Below are 18,617 nucleotides of genomic sequence, written 5' to 3'. Positions count from 1 at the left end.
ACGGGTCGTAAGTGGGCCGTTTTTGATGCAAAAGTGGCCGTTTTTTTGTCGTAAATGAATGGCTTTTTGTGGCAAGACCGGTGTCCTTTGGTTAGTTAAGGCGAGCATGACTGAAACTTATTATTTATTCTTGCGCCTGTGTCGCCTCATTTTGCCGGAAATGTGGGACAGGGTGTGGGGTGGTGAGAGGGCTGTTAGGATAAGCCGTAATAATCTTGCGCGTGTAAAAAACAAACCGGGCAAAACATGTTGTGGATAATGTTTTGCCCGGTTTTATTATGTTTCAGATTTTCTTATTGGCCATATAGGCTTCAGATGCCCGTCAGGTGTTGTTGCCGTCAGGGCTGTCTGTATGGATATGCATTCAGAAGTTGAATGTGTGTTTGCCCGATCCGACCTGCTTTTCGGTGCCGTCGGGCAGCACGATGGTGGCGTCTGAGCCTACGGGTATGTCAACGGTGAGCGAACTGCGTGTGCAGCTGACGCTGATTTTGCCGTAGAGCGACTCTGTGCTTGCATTGACATATTTGAGGTCGCCCACGAGCGTTGGCTTTATCAGCAAGTGGCGCAGTCCGTAGGTGCCGGGGCGGTTTTGTATGCCTGCGAGAGTCTTGAAGAGCCATTCGTCTATCTGTCCCATCATGAAGTGGTTGAGCGACGAGCCTTGGTTGGGGTCCCACTGCTCGGTAAGCGTCGTGGCGCCGTGGCGCAGCTGGAAGCCGTAGCCTGGCGTCTCATAATGGTTCAGCATGGAGTAGAGCAGGTCGTTGAGTCCGTTCTGTGCAAGCGTCTGAAACAGATAGCGGTTGCCCACGTCGCCCGTTGTCAGGCGTGTGCCGTGTGCCTTGATGTCGGCCACGAGACTATTGAGCACGCCCTGCTTGTTGTTGCCCGTAAGTCCGAGATATAGCGGCAGGGCGTTGGATGTCTGGCTGCCCGTGCCGTAGGTGCATGAGTCGGCTTTGAAGAAGCGGCTGTTGAAGGCATCCGTGGTGTATGCCAGCAGCTTGGAGTATTTGTCTGCGTCGGCCGTGTTGCCAGTCATGCGTGCAGCGCGTGTCATCAGTTGTAGGTCGAAGATGTAGTGGGCCGTTGCCACAAGTGGTACGGGAGTGTTCTTTGAGAAGCCTGCACGCCATGGACCATAGTCGTACCAGTCGCCAAGTCCGTGGCTCACAATGCCGCTGTCGGCGCGCGACGTCAGATAGTCGACATATCGGCTCATGGCTCCGTAGCTGGCGGTGATGAGCGTGCTGTCGCCATACTGCTCATAATACATGAACGGCATGATGATGAGCGTGCTGCCCCATTCGGGCGAGTCGTCAAACAGATTGCCGAACGACACATACTGTGGCGCCGTGGTGGGCACCATGCCGTCTGACTTCTGCGTGTCGGTTATGTCACGTATCACCTTTGGCGCAAAGCGCGTCATGTCGTAGTTGTATAGAAGGCTGGGGCCGCACAGATGGTCTTGCTCTAGCCATCCCAGCTTTTCGCGGTGAGGGCAGTCGGTCAGCACGGCCTGCATGTTGCTGCGCTCAGCCCTTTCTATGAGGCGGTGAGTCTTGGTGAACAGCTCGTTTGAACATTCAAACGACGACACCTCTCTGGCAGAGTTGTAAACGAAACAGCTGCTGAGTTTCTTCAGTACGGGCAGCCCCTGCGGGTTTGGCTCTCCCTCGCGCACCGCCCCCTCCACCTGTATGTAGCGGAAGCCGTAGTAGGAAAAGCGCGGATGCCATGTCTCCGTGCCGTCGCTGCCCAGGGTATATTCGTAATAATGCTGGCGCCCGGTCTGCCTCTGGTCGCAGGCTCCCTGCTGAGTGAGCTTCTCGGCCACGAGCATTGTAACCTTTTGTCCGCGCTTGCCTTCGATTGTTATCTCAGGAAATCCTGCAAGATTCTGTCCCATGTCGGCAACAATCACAGACGGGTCTATTTCTCGTTTTGTGGCCTTTGACGCTGCTGCCAGCGAATCTGTATGTATCTTCATCCACGACTTCACGCCGTAGCGCTCCATTATCTTCACGGGCTGTGCAGTCTGTGGCGTCAGCGTGCCCGCTGGTCCCTCCACCTGCACGGCGTCATGCCATCTGCTGTCGTCGAATCCGGGCATGTCGCAGCCGGGCTGGCAGAGCCTTGCGTCGTAAGATTCGCCTCCGTAGATGCTGTTGAACGTTATCGGGCTCAGCGTGTATTTCCAGTCTTCGCCGCTCTTTATCACCTGGCGGCTGCCGTCGCTGAAGTTTATTTCCATGCGCATAATCATCTGCGGGGGGCCGAAGCTGGTCTGCAGCTTGCTGTAGCGGCCCATGCGCTGCACGTTGAAGAATCCGTTGCCCAGCAGCACGCTTATGGCGTTGCGCCCCTCTGCGAGCAGCTGTGTCACGTCGTAGGTGTTGTAGTAGACGGTCTTGCTGTATTCGCTCCAAAGCGGTGCAAACTCGCTGTCGCCGACCTTACGTCCGTTTATCTTCATCTCGTAGTGTCCCAGTCCGCTTATGTACACCACGGCATCTGTAATCTTCCTTTTGCCGGTGCTGAACTCTTTTCTCAGTATTATGCTTTTAGCCGACAGCGTGTCGGTGTCTTGCCATTTTGCCTTGAAGCTGTCTTTCTTGAACACAGAGTTGGCCCATCGTCCTTCGGGCAGCTTTGCGTCAGCTTTGGTTATGGCTCCAATCCATTTAGCCCCGAGGTCTTCGGGCACCACTCTCACATATTGCCTCTGGCTCCATGCCGACTTCTTGCCGGCGGCGTCCCATACGCACACCTGCCAGTAGTAGCCGTGCCCACCCGCACCCCTGCCAGTAGTAGCCGTGGCGGTTGCCCTTCAGCGGCGGCAGCGATATCAGCTGGCTTTCGGCCGACGCCGTCTTGCCCGAGTCGTAGACACTTTTGCCGGTTATGTTCTCAAAAATCCTTATGCGGTAGGCAGTCTGCCTGTCGCCGTTGGTGTCGGCCTTCATCTGCCAGCCCACGCGTATGTCGCCGGCTGTTACGGCCAGTCCGTCCTGATAGTTGCACGTAAGTTTTGTAACGGTGAGCTTCGCGCTCATGCTGCACGATACGAGCAGAAGGATAGATAACAGAAAATTTCTCATCTCTTTCAGTGTTTGTGCCCTTGCCTTTGCGGCAGGGCTGCGTTGAATTTGTCTTATTTATATGATGACGCCTTCAGTTGTCGGTTGTAACTTCTTTTGCAGCAGCTTTGTCGACTTTTGAACGTAAATTTGCCCTCTGCACCTTTGGCAACCCTTTTTTAGATATATTTATAAAGGTGGAGGCAAAGGCGCGGCATTCCTTAAAAAACTGAAACGCCGTTACAAAAATAGCCTGATAAGTGAGAATATGAAAATGTTTTTACGTATTTTTGTAAGAAAGATAAAGGCCGTGCCGCCTGCCGGCTGAAGCAGCATACGGCGGCAGGATATGAGCTTTGTCTTGTTTTGACATAACCCTTAAAACATTGAGCTATGAAATATAAGATGCTTGTTCTGGACGTTGACGGAACATTGTTGAACGACAACAAGGAGGTAAGCAAGCGCACGCTGGCAACGCTGCGCAAGGTTCAGCAAATGGGCGTGCGAATAATGCTGGCGTCAGGGCGTCCGACATACGGACTGCTCGGACTTGCCAAGATGCTCGAGCTTGACACCTACAACGGATATGTTATGGCGTATAACGGCGGACAGGTTATAAGGGCTGCTGACGGCGAAGTGATATTTGAGCGCCGCATTAATCCCGAACTGATACCTTATCTTGAGAAGAAGGCCGACAAAAATGGATTTGGCATCCTTACTTATAATGAGGACTGTATTGTTACGAACATGCCTGACAATCCGCACATCAAGGCCGAAGCCGAGCTTAACGGCATGAAGATTGTCTATGAGGAACATTTCTCCATAGCCATCGACTTCATTCCGTGCAAGTGCATGCTTGTCAGCGACGACGAGGAGGCTCTCGTAGGACTGGAGAACCACTGGAAACGCCGTCTCGACGGTGTGCTCGACGTGTTCCGCTCAGAGCCGTTCTTCCTCGAGGTGGTAGGCTGCCGCGTCAACAAGGCTAACACGCTGGCTGCCGTAATGGAGATGGAGGGCATAAAGACTGACGACATCGTAGTCTTCGGCGACGGCGTGGCCGATGTTACCATGTTGCAGCTGGCAAGTCTCGGAATAGCCATGGGCAATGCGCCAGGATCTGTGAAGCGTTGTGCCGACTATATCACACTGTCTAACAATGAAGACGGCGTGGCTGTGGCTGTTGAGAAGGCGTTCTTGGCAGAGGTGCGTCCGAGCGAGATTCCGCTCGATGAGCTTAATGCCCAGTCGAAGTCTACGCTTATGGGCAACCTCGGCATACAGTACACCTATGCCTCTCACGACCGCGTTGAGGCCACTATGCCCGTTGACCACCGCAACCGTCAGCCGTTTGGCATCCTGCATGGCGGAGCCACGCTTGCGTTGGCAGAGACAGTGGCAGGGTTTGGCTCTATGATAATATGTAATCCCGACGAATATGTTGTCGGCATGCAGGTAAGCGGCAATCATATATCTTCGGCCCATGAGGGCGATACGGTGCGTGCCGTGGGCACCATTGTGCATAAGGGCCGCTCGTCTCATGTGTGGAATGTCGACGTGTTCACGTCCACCGGCAAACTCGTTTCGTCAGTGCGCGTAGTGAACAGCGTCATGAAGCGTAAATAGGCAGACATTGCAATCAGGAGTATAATGTTTTATATAAGCATAAAGCTGCTTGTCGGTTTTAATTTAAAATTAAATTCATATTTATTCTTTAGTTTGTAATAGATTTATTATATTTGCTTTTGAAAACTTTAAATTAATACGATCATGAACAAGAACCTTGTATTTAATCTGCACATTCCTACAAAATTATTGTTCGGATGCGGCGAACTCAGAAGGCTGGCAACAGAAAATTTGCCTGGTAAGAAAGCGTTGATTGTTATTTCTGGCGGAACTTCAATGAAGAAGTATGGCTATTTAGATAAAGTGGTAGGCTATCTTAAGGAGAATAATGTTGAGAGCGTTGTCTTTGATAAGATTCTTCCCAACCCGATCAAGCAGCATGTAATGGAGGCAGCTGCGCTGTGCCGTGACGAGAAGTGCGACTTCGTCATCGGTCTTGGCGGCGGAAGCTCTATCGACTCTGCAAAGAGCATCGCCATAATGGCATGCAACGAGGGCGATTACTGGGACTATATTGCCGGAGGTACAGGCAAGAACAAGCCCGTTGAGAAGGCTCTGCCTATTATTGCCATCCCAACAACGGCCGGCACAGGTACAGAGGTTGACCCTTGGACTGTTATTACCCATGAGACAGCTCACGAAAAGATTGGCTTTGGCTGCAAGCTGACATTCCCGACAATGTCTATTGTTGACCCGGAACTCATGCTCAGCATCCCGCCAAGACTTACGGCTTATCAGGGCTTTGACGCATTCTTCCATGCAGCTGAGGGCTACATCGCAAACTGTGCCACTCCGATAAGCGACCTTTATGCTCTCGAGGCTATCCGTCTTATCTACAAGTATCTGCCTGTGGCAGTGGCTGACGGACGCAACTTGAAGGCAAGGACAAAGGTTGCATGGGCAAGTACGCTGGCCGGTATGGTTGAGTCTACATCAAGCTGTACGTCAGAACATTCAATGGAGCATGCCATGAGTGCCCTTTATCCTGAACTGCCTCACGGCGCAGGACTGATTTGTCTGTCGCAGTCTTATTTTGAGACATTCCGCAATGACAGCATGAAACGCTACATGAAGATGGCAGAGGCCATGACTATGGAGCCGAGTAAGCGTCCGTCTGACTTTATTGATGCTCTCGTCAAGATGCAGAAGGCCTGCAAGGTTGACGACTTGAAGTTGAGCGACTGGGGCATTAAGAAAGAGGATCTTCCTGAAATGGTTAAGAATGCAAAGGAAACAATGGGAGGCTTGTTCCAGCTTGACCCGCGCATGCTGACAGAAGACGAAATACTTGCTATTTATGAGAAGGCATACCGCTAAACCAATGCGGTGATATGATATGAAACAAGGCCTTGAGCAATACTGATGCGCAAGGCCTTGTTTGTTGTCTCAATATGGTTATGAATATATAATGTCGTAGCGTGTCAACGTGTATTGTCCGTTTCTTTTTGCAGTAAGGTTGCTTGTGCTCTGACATATTTGCGGCCTTCATGGTTTGTCTTGCCGCAGTTTACGCATCATTATACATTCTTCCTTTATTGTTTTTCTTGTGGCAGACAAGTGGTTTTTATTTTGTTTTCTCTGTCTCAACCTTTATCTTTCCGTCCTTTATCTCCGCATTGACTATTCTTCCGCCTGTCGCATGAAGTCTGAATTTCACGTTCCATTCGCGTGGCCATGCCTGGAAGAGCAGCAGTTGACCGTCGGGTGCTTCCTGAAGCAGCATTTCCTGCAAGCCTATCATGGCCGCACCACCGCGGTTACAGTCGGGTGCCCAGTCATAGCCAGGGTCCCAGAAGGCAGGGAAGCGATAAGGGCCGTCGGCAAATTTCTCAAGGTTAAGGCGTGCCGCATCGTCGGTAAGGCCGAGGCATGCAGCCCAGATGTTGTCCTGTTTCCAGCCGATGTGTGTGCGCATCTTTAGTGCGTGCGGGTCTTTAAGATAAGTGTTGCGTGCAATGTTTAATCCGGGGCGCCCCATGCCGTATATTCGCCATGGGAATACCGGATACAGTTGCGGCGTCTCAACGTTCTGTATTCTGGCCCATACAATGGCAGGGGCTATGCATGTTTCACCCTCTATTGTGCGCAGCGGCATGTCGGGTATGCGGCTTATGAACGTAGAGTCAAGGGCATAAGCAGATGTGTCTTGTATGCCTTTGGCTGCCTTGTATGCTTCAAACTGCTCTGTCACTGTGCGCAATGCTGCCACCACGCTCGACGGGTTGTATGCCATTTTGTATGTCTCGCATCCGGATGAAGGGTAGAGTATAAGCTTTCCTTCACCGTCGAGCGCCTTTACTCCGCGCTGTTTTGCAAGATACTGATAATGTTCGTCGAAGAATTGCAGGCATTGTACAATCAGCGGTTCATACTTCGTGATGTCCATTCCGGTGTAAAAGTGCGCCTGTAGTATCATTGAGCAGAATTCCAATGATGTGTCCCACTGATATTCAAGCCATGCGTTTCGCTCCATACCGTAGTCGTCGCCGGGCTTATGCTTGCCGTATTCGGCAGGATTTGGCAGTCCGAAGTTTTCTATCTGTTCGGTAAACGACGCCCCTCCGTGTCCCCAATAATGTTTTGTGCGTGCAACGGCCGTGGGCAGCAGTCGCAGATATGTGTCAAACTGCGATGCCATCATGTCCGTATCGCCACTCTTTAGCATAGGCCAGTAAACCAGTCGCTGGTTCTGAGCCGTCATGGTTCCGCCTCCCCATTTGCGGTAGTCTGGTGTGAAAGGCGTCTTCGGGTCTACGTATACAGGGTCGAAGGTGAACAGTCCGCCGTTGAATTTAGAGGGCCATTCTCCGTAGGCGTTGCATCCGAGCATATAGCGGAACAGTTCGTAGTTGCGCAGTATTCCTTGCCATTTGCTTGTCGGATTGTCCGTGTTGTCGTTTCTGTCGGCCGGTATGATATAACTTCTTTGCCAGTAAGCGTGCCACCATGCAGCACTTCTTCTTTTCGACTCTTTCGCCGTAGGCATCTTCGGGGCCTTGTCGCCGTCATATAGGTTCAGCGTTATTGTAGATTTTTTTATGCCTTCAGCCTTAAAGTTCCATGCACGGAAGTCTGTTGAGGCATAGGTGCCGTCGGTAGTGCCGCAGAAAGTGAAACCCGGGGCAACGAGTTCACCGCCGAATCGCAGGCCGCCGATGGGGTTGTACAGATTGTTTTTAATGCCGTCTAGGTTTTCTTTGTTTACAGTAAAGTCGAACACAGTCTGTTCGCGGTTCTTGTGCCAGAACACAAGTGTGTTGCCCTTTGCACGTATAGAATCCTGATATGTGGTGCAGTCCTTTGGCAAATTCCATTTGTATGAGCACTGCTGGCATTCGGCTTTTGTAACCGGTCTGTCTTTATATCGCCAGCTTTCATAGCTTAGGGTGGCGTCTGTCTTTGTCTTTGAACTTATCTCCGCAAACACGGCAGATGTCTCCACATCTGCCCACAGGCGTATTTCCGTGTCTTTTCCCTTTATGTAAACAGCGCCGTCATCAAGCTTCAGGGTCTGGCAGAAGCCTGCATCTGCACCGTTAAACGGGTTGGGCGTAAGGCGCAGTCTCAGTCGTCCGGCTTTCAGCAGTGTGTTGTTCTCGTCGAACATTCCGCTACGTGCCACGTATATCATTACGTCGCCGTTCTCCACCCATACGTTCATGCCCACGTCGTGTCCGCCGCATGGCATTGATTCAGATGAATTTTTGCTCTGTGTCGTCCATGTGTAGTCTGCCGGAACATAGTCTTTTCCTCTTGCCGCTTTACCGGCTGCAGCTGCCGGCATGCTTGTTGTCACTGCTGTTAAGACAATTGCAAGCACCAGCATCGCATAGTAAGTGAAATGTGACAGACGGCCGTACCGGTTTGCGTTTAAGGCAAAATGTTTTTTCTTGACTTGTTTTTTCGATAGCGTTTTGTAGTACGTTTTTTTCATATTGCTTTTATCAAAAGTAGGAAATTATCATTTGTTATCTTTTTTTCGGTAGGCTATTGCGGTTGAAATGCCATTTTGAACGTTCTGTTTCAGACACATATCCAGTCTGCTATAGTCCCCGTCTCCGACGAGAAGCTGGCGCCGATCTTGAACACACGGCGCGCATCGGCCGAATATTCGCGGGCATAGCCCTTGTCTTCTATCTGACTGAGAGCCTCATCGGCCGTGCCGTCGAGCTTGAACTCAAAGATATAGACATACTGCGGAGTCTCAACCACGCAGTCAACACGCCCCTGGCTCTGCACTTTCTCCGTGTAAACAGTGTAGACGCTGATAAGACGCATGACGAGATAGAACGTGTACTGGAAGTAGCGTTCGCGCTCCGCCTCATTGTCCTTGCGGCGCATGGTGTAGGGGATGCTCGACAGGAAGGAGGTGAACAGCGTGCGTAGACTGTCGGCCTCGCCTGCCTCCATGGCGTCAATCACGTCGAATATCCAGCCGTTGAGACGCTCGCGCGGCTGAAGATACGAAGAGGCTATCATCGTGAGAAATCCCTTCTTTACCTCGTCGTTGGGGAAGTCGAGAAGGAATGTGTTGTGGCGCATGTTGTAGTCCTTTATCGTGAGGTAGCCGCTTTGGTATATCATAGGCAGCGGGCGCTCCACGTCGGCTTTATAGTCGATGAACTCCTCCATGGCGTAATATTTGCCCGTAAGCTCGTTCATGTTCTCGTTGAAGTGTGCAAGCAGGCGGATTAGATATGTCGGAGTGCCCGAGCGGAACCAATAGTCGTCAACGCTAAGACTGTCAAGAGCGTTGAGCAGACTGAAAGGATTGTAGACGCCCGTCATACGCTTGCTGAAGTGATATCCGTCATACTGGCGTCTGAGCCGCTGGCGCATCTCATCCGGAGTGCATTGGTATTCAACGGCAAGGTCGGATATAGGACTGCTGAAATAATGCTCAAGCTCATCCTGCGTTATGCCGCACAGCGTCTCGTAGCGCGCATCCATGCTGATGTCCTTGGGCTGGTTGAAACCGCTGAACACGCTGACCTGCGAGAACTTGGTTACGCCCGTGAGCAGGACAAACTGCAGATGGGCGTCAGCTCCCTTGAACACGGAGTAGAAGGCCTTGAGAACGTTGCGGTGGCGGTCTTCAAGCTCGCGGCTCATGTCGAGCACGTCGAGTATCGGTTTGTCATACTCGTCTATCAACACCACAGCACGGCGACCTGTCTTGGCATGCGCAGCCTCCAGAATCTTTATGAACCTTCCGCCAAGGTCGAGCGTGTCGCCGTCAGACACCACGCCGTATTCTTTCTCCCAGTCGGAAACATAACCGTTTATACGTTTCTCCAAAACTCCGGCCTGCGTGAAGTCGGAGCCGTTGAAGTCAACATGGAACACAGGATAAACGTTCCACTCCTTCTCCATGCCGTCGATGGCAAGACCCTTGAAAAGATCCTTGCGGCCAAGGTAGTAGTTCTTCAGCGTAGACACAAGCAGACTCTTTCCGAAGCGGCGCGGACGGCTTAGAAAGTAGATTTTTCCTTCATGCGTGAGGTCATAAATCATGTCCGTCTTGTCTACATAAACGTATCCGTCTTCTATTATCTGATCGAAGCTTTGTATTCCTATTGGGTATTTCATCTTTGCGTTTCTCCTTTATATGATAGTTCTCTGAATGAACGGCCTGTGGCTCGTCTGATATGCCAATATAGTGAAAGGCGAGAGCAACGCGAAAACAAAAATGCGTTTCTGGTATTAGCATTGCCGAGCCGCATCCTATATATTTTAATGCAAATATACGCAATTTTGTTTGAATACAGACATTATAGGGCATGCGAAAAACAAAAAATAATGGCTGTGTGTGAACTGAGTTATAAGCGTCAGTGAAAGAATAGCAATGAGGACAGGCGTCAAGATGAAAAAATTGGCTAAGATGGCAGAAAAATGGCGTTGAATTTTACATGTTATGAGGCTTGATAATGTAATAAAAAATTATCATTTGAGATACGTTTGACGCTTCCAGAATAGCGATGCTCTGCGCATCAGTGTGATTTTATGCGAAAAAGGCTCAAAATCGTGTGTTTTTGTTAAGTTGTTGACTTACAGCTTCTTATGTGATTTTAGACTTAAAACCCAGACCGTTAAAAAATATTACTCTGCCGTTTACGATGCAAAAGTGGGCCTTTTATGCTGCATTACATGCCTGTTTTTCACTCGTTAGCCATGCTTTTGCATCAAAAAATCCATGCTTTTGGCCTATTATTTTGTCTGATATCCAAATAAATGTTAATGATGTGCCTTCTGTAATGTTGCTGCATTAACATAAATTTAATGTCCGTTTTCTAGATTGAAAAATATTTTTGTCATGACTTTTTACCTAAATATGATATCGGAATTTCGGGGCATATCAATATTGTCTGCATGAAAAAATCATACTCGGAAAACATGGTTGACAGAAAAGCAAAATCGTTACATTTATGAGTTGCCTTACATCCGGCAGTCATAAGTGTAACGATTTTGCTTATAATGAATGATGCCTGTAACGTTGTTACGGCAGGATTATTCGTCCCAGTTGTCTGTGCGGAACGAGCTTACGGGCAGACCGTCGCAGAACAGGTCGCCGTCGGCCCAGTCTTTGAAGGCGTATCTTACGGCCACAGGCTTCTTCACCGAGTCGCTCTTTACGTACATCTTGCTGCGCTCTATCCATGCCTTGGCGGGGTGGAACACGCGGTCTTCGCCTGCCACTTCAAACAGGTCGCTCTTCAGTCCGTTGCGTCCGTATATCCACATGTTGGCGCGGTTGAACGTAACCACGGCCGTGTCGTTCTTGAACGTTACGTCCTTATAGTATGCACTTTCGGCTGTCAGACCCTCAACACCGTAGGTCTTGCTCAGTGCGAGCAGTGCTAGGCGCATGCCGGCTAGGTTCTTCTTGCGTGGATGTATGCCGTATTCAAGTCCTGCATCCATAAGCACAGCCATGCCGCAGTTGTTGATCATAAGTTCTGCCTTTGCCTGCTGTTCGCGCAGCAGGGCGCTGTTTATCGTATAGTTGATCAGCTTATAGTCGTAAGGAGCAATCTGGCAGTAGTAGAACGGGAAGTCGTCCAGTCCCCACTGTGAGCGCCAGCCTTTAATCATTGCCGTCATCATGTCGGCATAAGTCTGATAGCGCGTAACGTTGTCTTCGCCCTGATACCAAATCACTCCGCGCATGGTGTAGCCGATGATCGGATGAAGCATGCCGTTGTAGAGCACTGTCGGTGTGCGGTTCTTAGATTTTATGTCTTCAGGCGATGCCGGAATCTTGGCATCGGGAAAAGCCTTCAGCCAGTCGGCTGTCATCCATGCCTCGCAGGCAGAGCCGCCCCATGCCGCAACGATAAGTCCTACGGGCACGTTGAGAGCCTGACGCAGTTCGCGTCCGAAGTAGTAGGCTGTTGCGCTGAACTCACGCACTGACGCCGGGCAAGCCTCTTTCCATGAACCGCTTACGGTGTCTACGGCGCTGAATTGGCTGTTGCGCTTCACTGTAAACAGGCGCAGGTTGCTGTCGCTGCTGTGCAGTATGTCCTCAACGGCGTTTTCAACAGGCTGATTCTTAAAGCCTTTCATCGGCATCTCCATGTTGCTCTGTCCCGAGCATATCCACACTTCGCCTATAAGGATATTGTTCAGAACGGTCTTCTCGCCGTCGCTCAGTGTGATTGAGTAGGGGCCGCCTGCTTCGGGAGTGCTTACCGATGCCTTCCATTTTCCGTTGCTGTCTGCCTTCACTGAGTATGTTTTCTTGTTCCACGACGTAGTGATTTTCACTGTGGCCGATGCCTTTGCCTCTCCCCACAGGTTGGCGTTAGTCTCGCGCTGCATCACCATTCCGTCTGCGAACATCTTTGGTAGCGTAACCTTCGCGCTGATGCCAGTAGCGGCAAACATAGCGCCAAGGATTAATGCAAGTCTTTTCATGTAGTATATAAGTTTAATTTTTACTTTTTAATTCTTAATTTTTAATCACCACCGGTCCCAGCAGTCCTGCCGGCAGCAGTTCCTTGCTTGCGCGGCGGTATTTGCCGTTAGTCCAAATGCCTTCAAACGGTGGAGTGCCCTGGTCGTTGCCCTGCAGGGCGTTTGCCCATGTGTTCACTACAACTATTTTCAGCTCGTTTTTGCCCTTTTTCACTGCCTGTGTTATGTCAACGTTGTACGGCGGCATCCATGCCGTGCCGCACATCTTGCCGTTTACATACATTGTGGCAATGTCGGCTACTTCGCCAAGGTCGATTAATACGCGGCCCTCAGGCTTGCCCTTATACTTGAACGTTGTTTCGTATGTGGCGTGTCCCGAGTAGAATTTTACGCTTTGGTCGTCTGCCTTGCTCCAGTCGAAGAGCTTTTCCGTGGTTACCTGTTTGCCGGTTTTCTCAAACTTCACGGTCCATTTGTTGTCGTCAAGGCTTATAGCCGTGTCATATTTGCTCATGTCAGGCATGTTTTCGGCATCAATTTTCTGGTCGGTCAGCACAACAAAGAGCGATGCTCCGGCAGTCAGTGTAAGCTCGTTTTGCGCATTATACACTTTGCCTGTCATCGGGTCAGCAATATATTTGTTGGCTCTTACGGCTCTGAACTCAGGCATAAAACTTATGGTTTTGTCGGTCTGGTTGCTCATGAAGTAGATGTCGGCATCTTCTGCATGGCGATGAACATAGTCGATACCTTCAGGCAGCGTGATGTCGCGCTTGATGCCTATTGACGAAAGGTCGCTCTGTGTCCACGGCTCACGTATCACGCGTACGCCTTTAGCCTCGAGCGAGTCTATCACGTTCCAGCATGTAACTATGCGGTCGGGGTTCATCGGGCGTGCCTGCGGAATAACGAGTGCGCCATATTTTGTGCCGCCTTCTGTTACAATCATGCCGTTCTCAACGCGGGCTTTTGTCAGCACGTCGTGGTTGAACGAGTCATAACGGTAGCCTCTCAGCGGATTGGTCCATGCGTCGGCCTTGGTCATGTTGGCTGTATGTGTAACTCCTACGGGACTAACTTCTAGCGGCTGACCAATGTTTGCCAGTCTGGCTTTTTCGCGCAGAATGTCCTTTTCACTGAAAAGTCCGGGCAGCGAACTTACAAGACGTTCGGGCAGTAATGCTCTTCTCGGTGTCTCGTTGCCTGTGTATACTGCGAGGTCTGCCACGTTACTGCCATATTGCAATAGCGCCTGACAGCGCTTTATGTAGTCGGTGAAGGCAGGCATCTCGCGCCACCATGTGTTGTCGCGTTGAAAGAACGTGCCTATGCCGTCGAGCGTCATGCCCGGTGCGCGGTCGGTCCATGGATTATGAGTGTTCACATGGAACACAATGCTGTTTATTCCGAGACAGTAGTTGCGGTCGAGCAGCGGTTTCAGCAGTGCGAAATCCTCATCCCATGTGCCCCTTACTTCTGTGAAACCTTCGGCCTGTATGATGTTCTTTCCATATATATGCGCTCCACTTACGGCGTCGAGCATGTCGTTGGGCTTGTCGTGAGTAGGACTGTTGAGCCAGAACTCGCCCATCGGATAGTCTGTGTGCTGATAGTGCAGCAGGCCGTCGCTCACCATTGTAGGCGAAACACATTCGGCTGAAAGAGTGCATCCATATTTCTTCCCGAGCTTTTCAACCTCGTCAAAGAACACGTCGTTGATAAGTTCGGCAATGGTAAGGCGTATGTCGCGCAGTACAGCGTCTGACTTGTCAGAAGACACCATCGGCACTCCGGCATAGAGCGGAAGCCATGGCATGAGGTCGTAGCCGCGGCGGCGCTTAAATTCATCAGCGAAGTTGCTGCTCCAGTTTTGGCTGCCGCACTCCCAACTGTCAACGTGCAGACGTGTCAACACACGCTTTACTACATCTTTGGGAGCATGGTTGTATATGGCACCAAACCAGTTGTCAAACTGTTTGTTTATGGCCTCGCGCGAGAACTTGTCGCACTCCAGTCCGCGTCCTCCGCCGCCGGTGGCGTTGGTGTGTCCTGTCGATGTATGGCCTATTCTTAGTATGTGCCACTTGCCTTTCGGAAGGTTTACGGTTACATCTTTGCCTGTTTGATTAGATGAGATAAACTTGTCAGAAAGGTTTATCATTTCGCTTAAAGACACGCACTCGTTGTCGGCAACGGGGAACTTCTTTGACACGCGCCACACCTTGCCCGACTTGCCTTCATATCCGTCAACTACGGGTTCTGAGCCAAGCACGATGCCTGCAATCTTAAGGTTGGGCTTCCATTTTGCCGCATCCATGTCTTCCGAACCAGGGTCGCTGCCTTCGGGAGTCCAGTGGAACTTGAAGAAACGTGCCGTTGTGGCAGGTATTGCATAAGTGGCATAGGCGTCGGTGTTCTGCCATCCTTGTCTTGCCGGACTTATTTCTCTTACGAATTTATAGTCTTTTCCGTTGTCAGAGGCATACACCTTGAAGCGGTGAGCCTGATAGTTGTTGCCTCCGGTAATTATTTCAACGCTGCGCAGGGTGTAGGGCTTGTCGTAAGACATGATGATGTCGCACGGCTCTGACGAGCGGAACGGGAATGTTACTGAAGCCTTTGGCTTGCGGTCGTCGGCATATTCGGCTGGATATGCGTAAACGGCAATGTCCTCATAATAGTCTTTGTATGCCTTAGGCTGTGACAAAGTGAGGCTCTGCTTGCCGCCCGACACAATGGTGTCAGACCATACAATGCGCTGCATCGACTCTGCCGGAGTGATCCAAGGGCCGCCGCCGAGGGCGAAACCGTCAGAGAAGTGTATGCCCATCTGCAGTTTCAGACTGTCTGCCGTGCGGAATACTGTGTCCATGCGCTTCCACCATTCGGGCGAGAGCTGTCGTGCTGTGCCGTTGTAGCCCTTGCCGTCCGTCGTGTCCTTTATCGGCATCAGATAGAAGCCTGCAATGCCTGCGTCGTGCATTGCTTCAAGGTCTAACTTGATACCTTCGTCGCTTACGCAGCCGTACATCCAGTACCAGAAAGTCCAGGGATAAGTCTCTGGGGCAGGGGCCATGAAACGTTTATACCATTCAGGAGCGGACTCCTGAATGGCTTTATGTGAGAACGCGTTTGCGCAAGTGGCGAACGCAAGTATTATCGAAAAGAGTTTTTTCATCATTATTCAAAGTGTAAGGTTACTTCTCCGGTATAGCTTCCGCGTGCCCATACAGGCTGTGCCGAAGGACCGTTGAGGTCTGTGGTGTTCACCTTGTTTCTTACAGCCGGTATCACCTGCATCATGCTTATGCCTGTTTCGGGCAGTGTGTAGAGCAGTTGGTCGCGTCCGTCGCGCGGCTGATAAACTCCTACATATTCCTTGTCGGTGCCAGGCTGCAGGGTTATTGTGCCGTTCTTGGTCTTCAGCTTCATCCACTGTATGCCGGCAAAGTAACCCTTGAACTCAGGATAAGTGAAGCTTTCGCCCGGAACGGGGTCGTTGTATTCGTTGCTCCATACTCCAAGCTGCGGACCATGCAGTCTGTTCTTCCATACACGGTAAGGACCGTGGCCGAGCCATTGCTTGCTCAGTACGTCAGATTCAGGCAAATTGAACATTACGCCCATGAGGTCGACAACGCCGTTGAAGTTGTATGTATAAACAAGACGTGCTCCGCCGTCGGGTGCGATGCGCCATTCTGCCTTCTGAAGTGAGCCGAGCTTGTAGTCGGCTGTTACTATCAGGGTGTCGTTCTGTCCGTCTTTGCAGCTCAGTCCGGCAAATGTTCCCTGGTCTTCATAGGCGGTGTAGGTGGTCTTCTTCTTCTCTGCTTCAGGGTCGTCGTGGTTATAGAACTGGTCGAATGAGCGGTCGGCGCGGCGATAAGCAAAGAATTTCGGGCCGCCGTTGAACTTATATTCGCCCTTGCCTGTGGTTACGCTGCTCAGTGTTCCGTCTGTCTCTGAGAATGTATAGGTAACGTTTCCTGCCTTCACAGTGTTGCCGTTCATAACAGGTTTGCCGGCCTTTGCAGCCTTAACCTGCAGTTTGTCTGCGTCTTTCAGCTTGAACACCCATGTGTAAAGTTCCTCACCATACTGGTCTGTCGCCTTTATGCTGAGTGCATCTGCATTGTCGGGAGCAGCAGGAATCTTTATTTCGCCCTTGCTGTCGGCAGCTATGTCGGCACCGTTTACAGTGCCCTGTTTTACTGTCTTGGTTTCAGCTCCGTCGTATTTTACGTAAGAATAATTAAACTTGCAGCCCTTGAGCGACAGGAAGTTATATCTGTTCTCAACGTTGAGAGTGCCGTTGAAGTTGTCCGGCATTGACACCTGAACAGGGCTCCATATCTGTTTCACGGTGTAGTAGCTGCCTTCCTTCTCGCGGTGAGGACCAACTATGCCGTCGGCTCCGTAGTTGCCAACGTTGTCAATCATGCCGTTCATGTCGGTTCTTACAACGCCTTCATCGACCAGTGCCCATATAAATCCTCCGGCACATCTCGGCCATGAGCGCATAAGTTCCCAGTAGTCATACAGTCCGGCACCTGCTCCGCCGTCATAAAGAGCATGCAGAAACTCTGTAGGCATGAATATTTCAGGCTTGCGCATATACTCCTCACTCTCGCCGTAAGAGCGGTAGTGCATTGTCTCATAGCCGCTGAAGTTGCCCTGCGGATGCAGCACCGGACGCTTCTGAATGTCCCATTTGTGGAACTCGCCGTCAAGTTCGGTGTTCCATCCCTTCTCGTTTCCGTTGCTCCACCATATTATAGAAGGATGATTAACGTCGCGTATAACCATCTCACGGATAAGTTTCTGTCCGTTGATAGTTTCGTGATGGCCATGCCATCCGCTTAGTTCGTCCATCACATAGAGGCCGAGGCTGTCGCAGGCATCATAAAACTCAGGGTCGGCAGGATAGTGAGAAAGGCGCACGGCGTTCATGTTCATGGCCTTCATCAGTTTCACGTCGTCGATGTTTCTCTGCGGAGTTAGCGTGCGTCCTGTCTCCGGCCAGAAGCTGTGGCGGTTCACACCACGTATGTTCACCTTCTTTCCGTTGATGTAAAGTCCGTCGCCTGCTCTTGTCTCTATTGTGCGGAAGCCGAATTTGTCCTGCTCGATGTGCAGCGTCTTGCCGTTCTTGTCGATGAGTGCGAAGCTCACTTTATAGCGGTTAGGCGTTTCTGCCGTCCACAGTTTAGGACTCTTCACGCTGAACGAAACGTTGGCTTCGTTGCCGCCTGTCCTAACGTCTGTGGTGTTCTCTGCCACCTTCTTGCCGCTCATGTCGCTGATAGTGGTCTTCACCTTTGCGCCTTCGAGCGTGTGGTTAAGCAGCACATAGGCGTTGAATGTGCCGTCGGCCTTGGCGTCAATGGCTGTGCGCTCTATGTTGATGGCAGGCTTGCAGACGATGAACACAGGGCGGAAGATGCCGCCGAAGTTCCAGTAGTCGGCACGGCGCTCGGCAAGATTCACACCGGCGTTGGTGCTCTCCTTGCTCACGGTAACTTCAAGCAGGTTCTTCTTTTTGCCGAAGAACACGCGGTCGCTCACGTCGTAGGTGATGCGATAGAATGCTCCCTGGTGCATAGAGCCGGCCTTACGCTTGTTTATCTTCACCTCTGTGTCGGTCATCGAGGCTTCGAACACGAGCTCGATGTGATGGTTTGCCCATTCTTCGGGCAAGGTGAACTCATACTTATACATGCCTTTCTCATCGGCAATGCCGTCGGGAAAAGCCTTTCCATAGAACTTCATGCCATACTGATAGTTGCCGAAGCCCTGAAGCTCCCAGCAAGAGGGGACACCAATCTTGGTCCACTTGCCCGAGTTGTTACCACCGGTGCAGAAGAAGTCCCACTGCACCATGTCGTCGCTTCCGCGTCCGCTCAGATACTGGCGTTGCGTGTAGACGCTGCTTTGGGCCATTGATGTCATGGCCGCAAAGAGCGAGAGTGCTGAAATTAAAATCTTTTTCAT

At 51.0% G+C, this 18,617-nt stretch carries 7 protein-coding genes and 1 pseudogene; 2 read left to right on the top strand and 6 right to left on the bottom strand.

Annotated features, from left to right (window positions below; translation table 11 throughout):
- Window positions 1-364: 364 nt before the first annotated feature.
- Window positions 365-3,104: pseudogene (locus QVO66_RS08340) on the bottom strand (family 78 glycoside hydrolase catalytic domain).
- 372 nt (window positions 3,105-3,476) lie between these two features.
- Between QVO66_RS08340 and QVO66_RS08335 the strand changes: the two are divergent.
- A complete protein-coding gene (locus QVO66_RS08335) occupies window positions 3,477-4,709 on the top strand; it encodes a Cof-type HAD-IIB family hydrolase (protein ID WP_021855011.1) in 1,233 nt (410 codons plus the stop codon).
- Window positions 4,710-4,853: 144 nt separating this feature from the next.
- On the top strand, window positions 4,854-6,026 hold the full coding sequence (locus QVO66_RS08330; RefSeq protein WP_021855010.1) for an iron-containing alcohol dehydrogenase: 1,173 nt from the start codon (window positions 4,854-4,856) through the stop codon (window positions 6,024-6,026).
- A 247-nt stretch (window positions 6,027-6,273) separates the two neighbouring features.
- On the opposite strand, the gene QVO66_RS08325 is transcribed toward QVO66_RS08330, so the two are convergent.
- The 5 genes from QVO66_RS08325 to QVO66_RS08305 form a co-directional block, all read right to left on the bottom strand.
- Complete coding sequence (locus QVO66_RS08325) at window positions 6,274-8,493, bottom strand: DUF5703 domain-containing protein (protein ID WP_441295431.1); 2,220 nt, start codon at window positions 8,491-8,493, stop codon at window positions 6,274-6,276.
- A 239-nt stretch (window positions 8,494-8,732) separates the two neighbouring features.
- The gene (locus tag QVO66_RS08320; protein WP_021855008.1) at window positions 8,733-10,298 is read right to left on the bottom strand and encodes an ATP-binding protein; all 1,566 of its coding nucleotides are present in this window, start codon (window positions 10,296-10,298) and stop codon (window positions 8,733-8,735) included.
- A gap of 918 nt (window positions 10,299-11,216) precedes the next feature.
- Window positions 11,217-12,626 (bottom strand): sialate O-acetylesterase, encoded by a 1,410-nt coding sequence (locus QVO66_RS08315; RefSeq protein ID WP_021855006.1) that lies wholly within the window; start codon window positions 12,624-12,626, stop codon window positions 11,217-11,219.
- A 34-nt stretch (window positions 12,627-12,660) separates the two neighbouring features.
- Complete coding sequence (locus QVO66_RS08310) at window positions 12,661-15,807, bottom strand: glycosyl hydrolase (protein ID WP_021855005.1); 3,147 nt, start codon at window positions 15,805-15,807, stop codon at window positions 12,661-12,663.
- Entirely contained in the window at window positions 15,807-18,617 is a 2,811-nt protein-coding gene (locus QVO66_RS08305) for a glycoside hydrolase family 2 (RefSeq protein WP_021855004.1), read from the bottom strand. The genes QVO66_RS08310 and QVO66_RS08305 overlap by 1 nt, the downstream gene beginning before the upstream one ends.

Origin of the sequence: Prevotella sp. CAG:255 (assembly GCF_000431195.1) — a bacterium.
GTDB lineage: Bacteria > Bacteroidota > Bacteroidia > Bacteroidales > Bacteroidaceae > Prevotella > Prevotella rara.
Note: the sequence above shows the minus strand (reverse complement) of the source record. Positions and strands in the feature narration are given on the sequence as shown.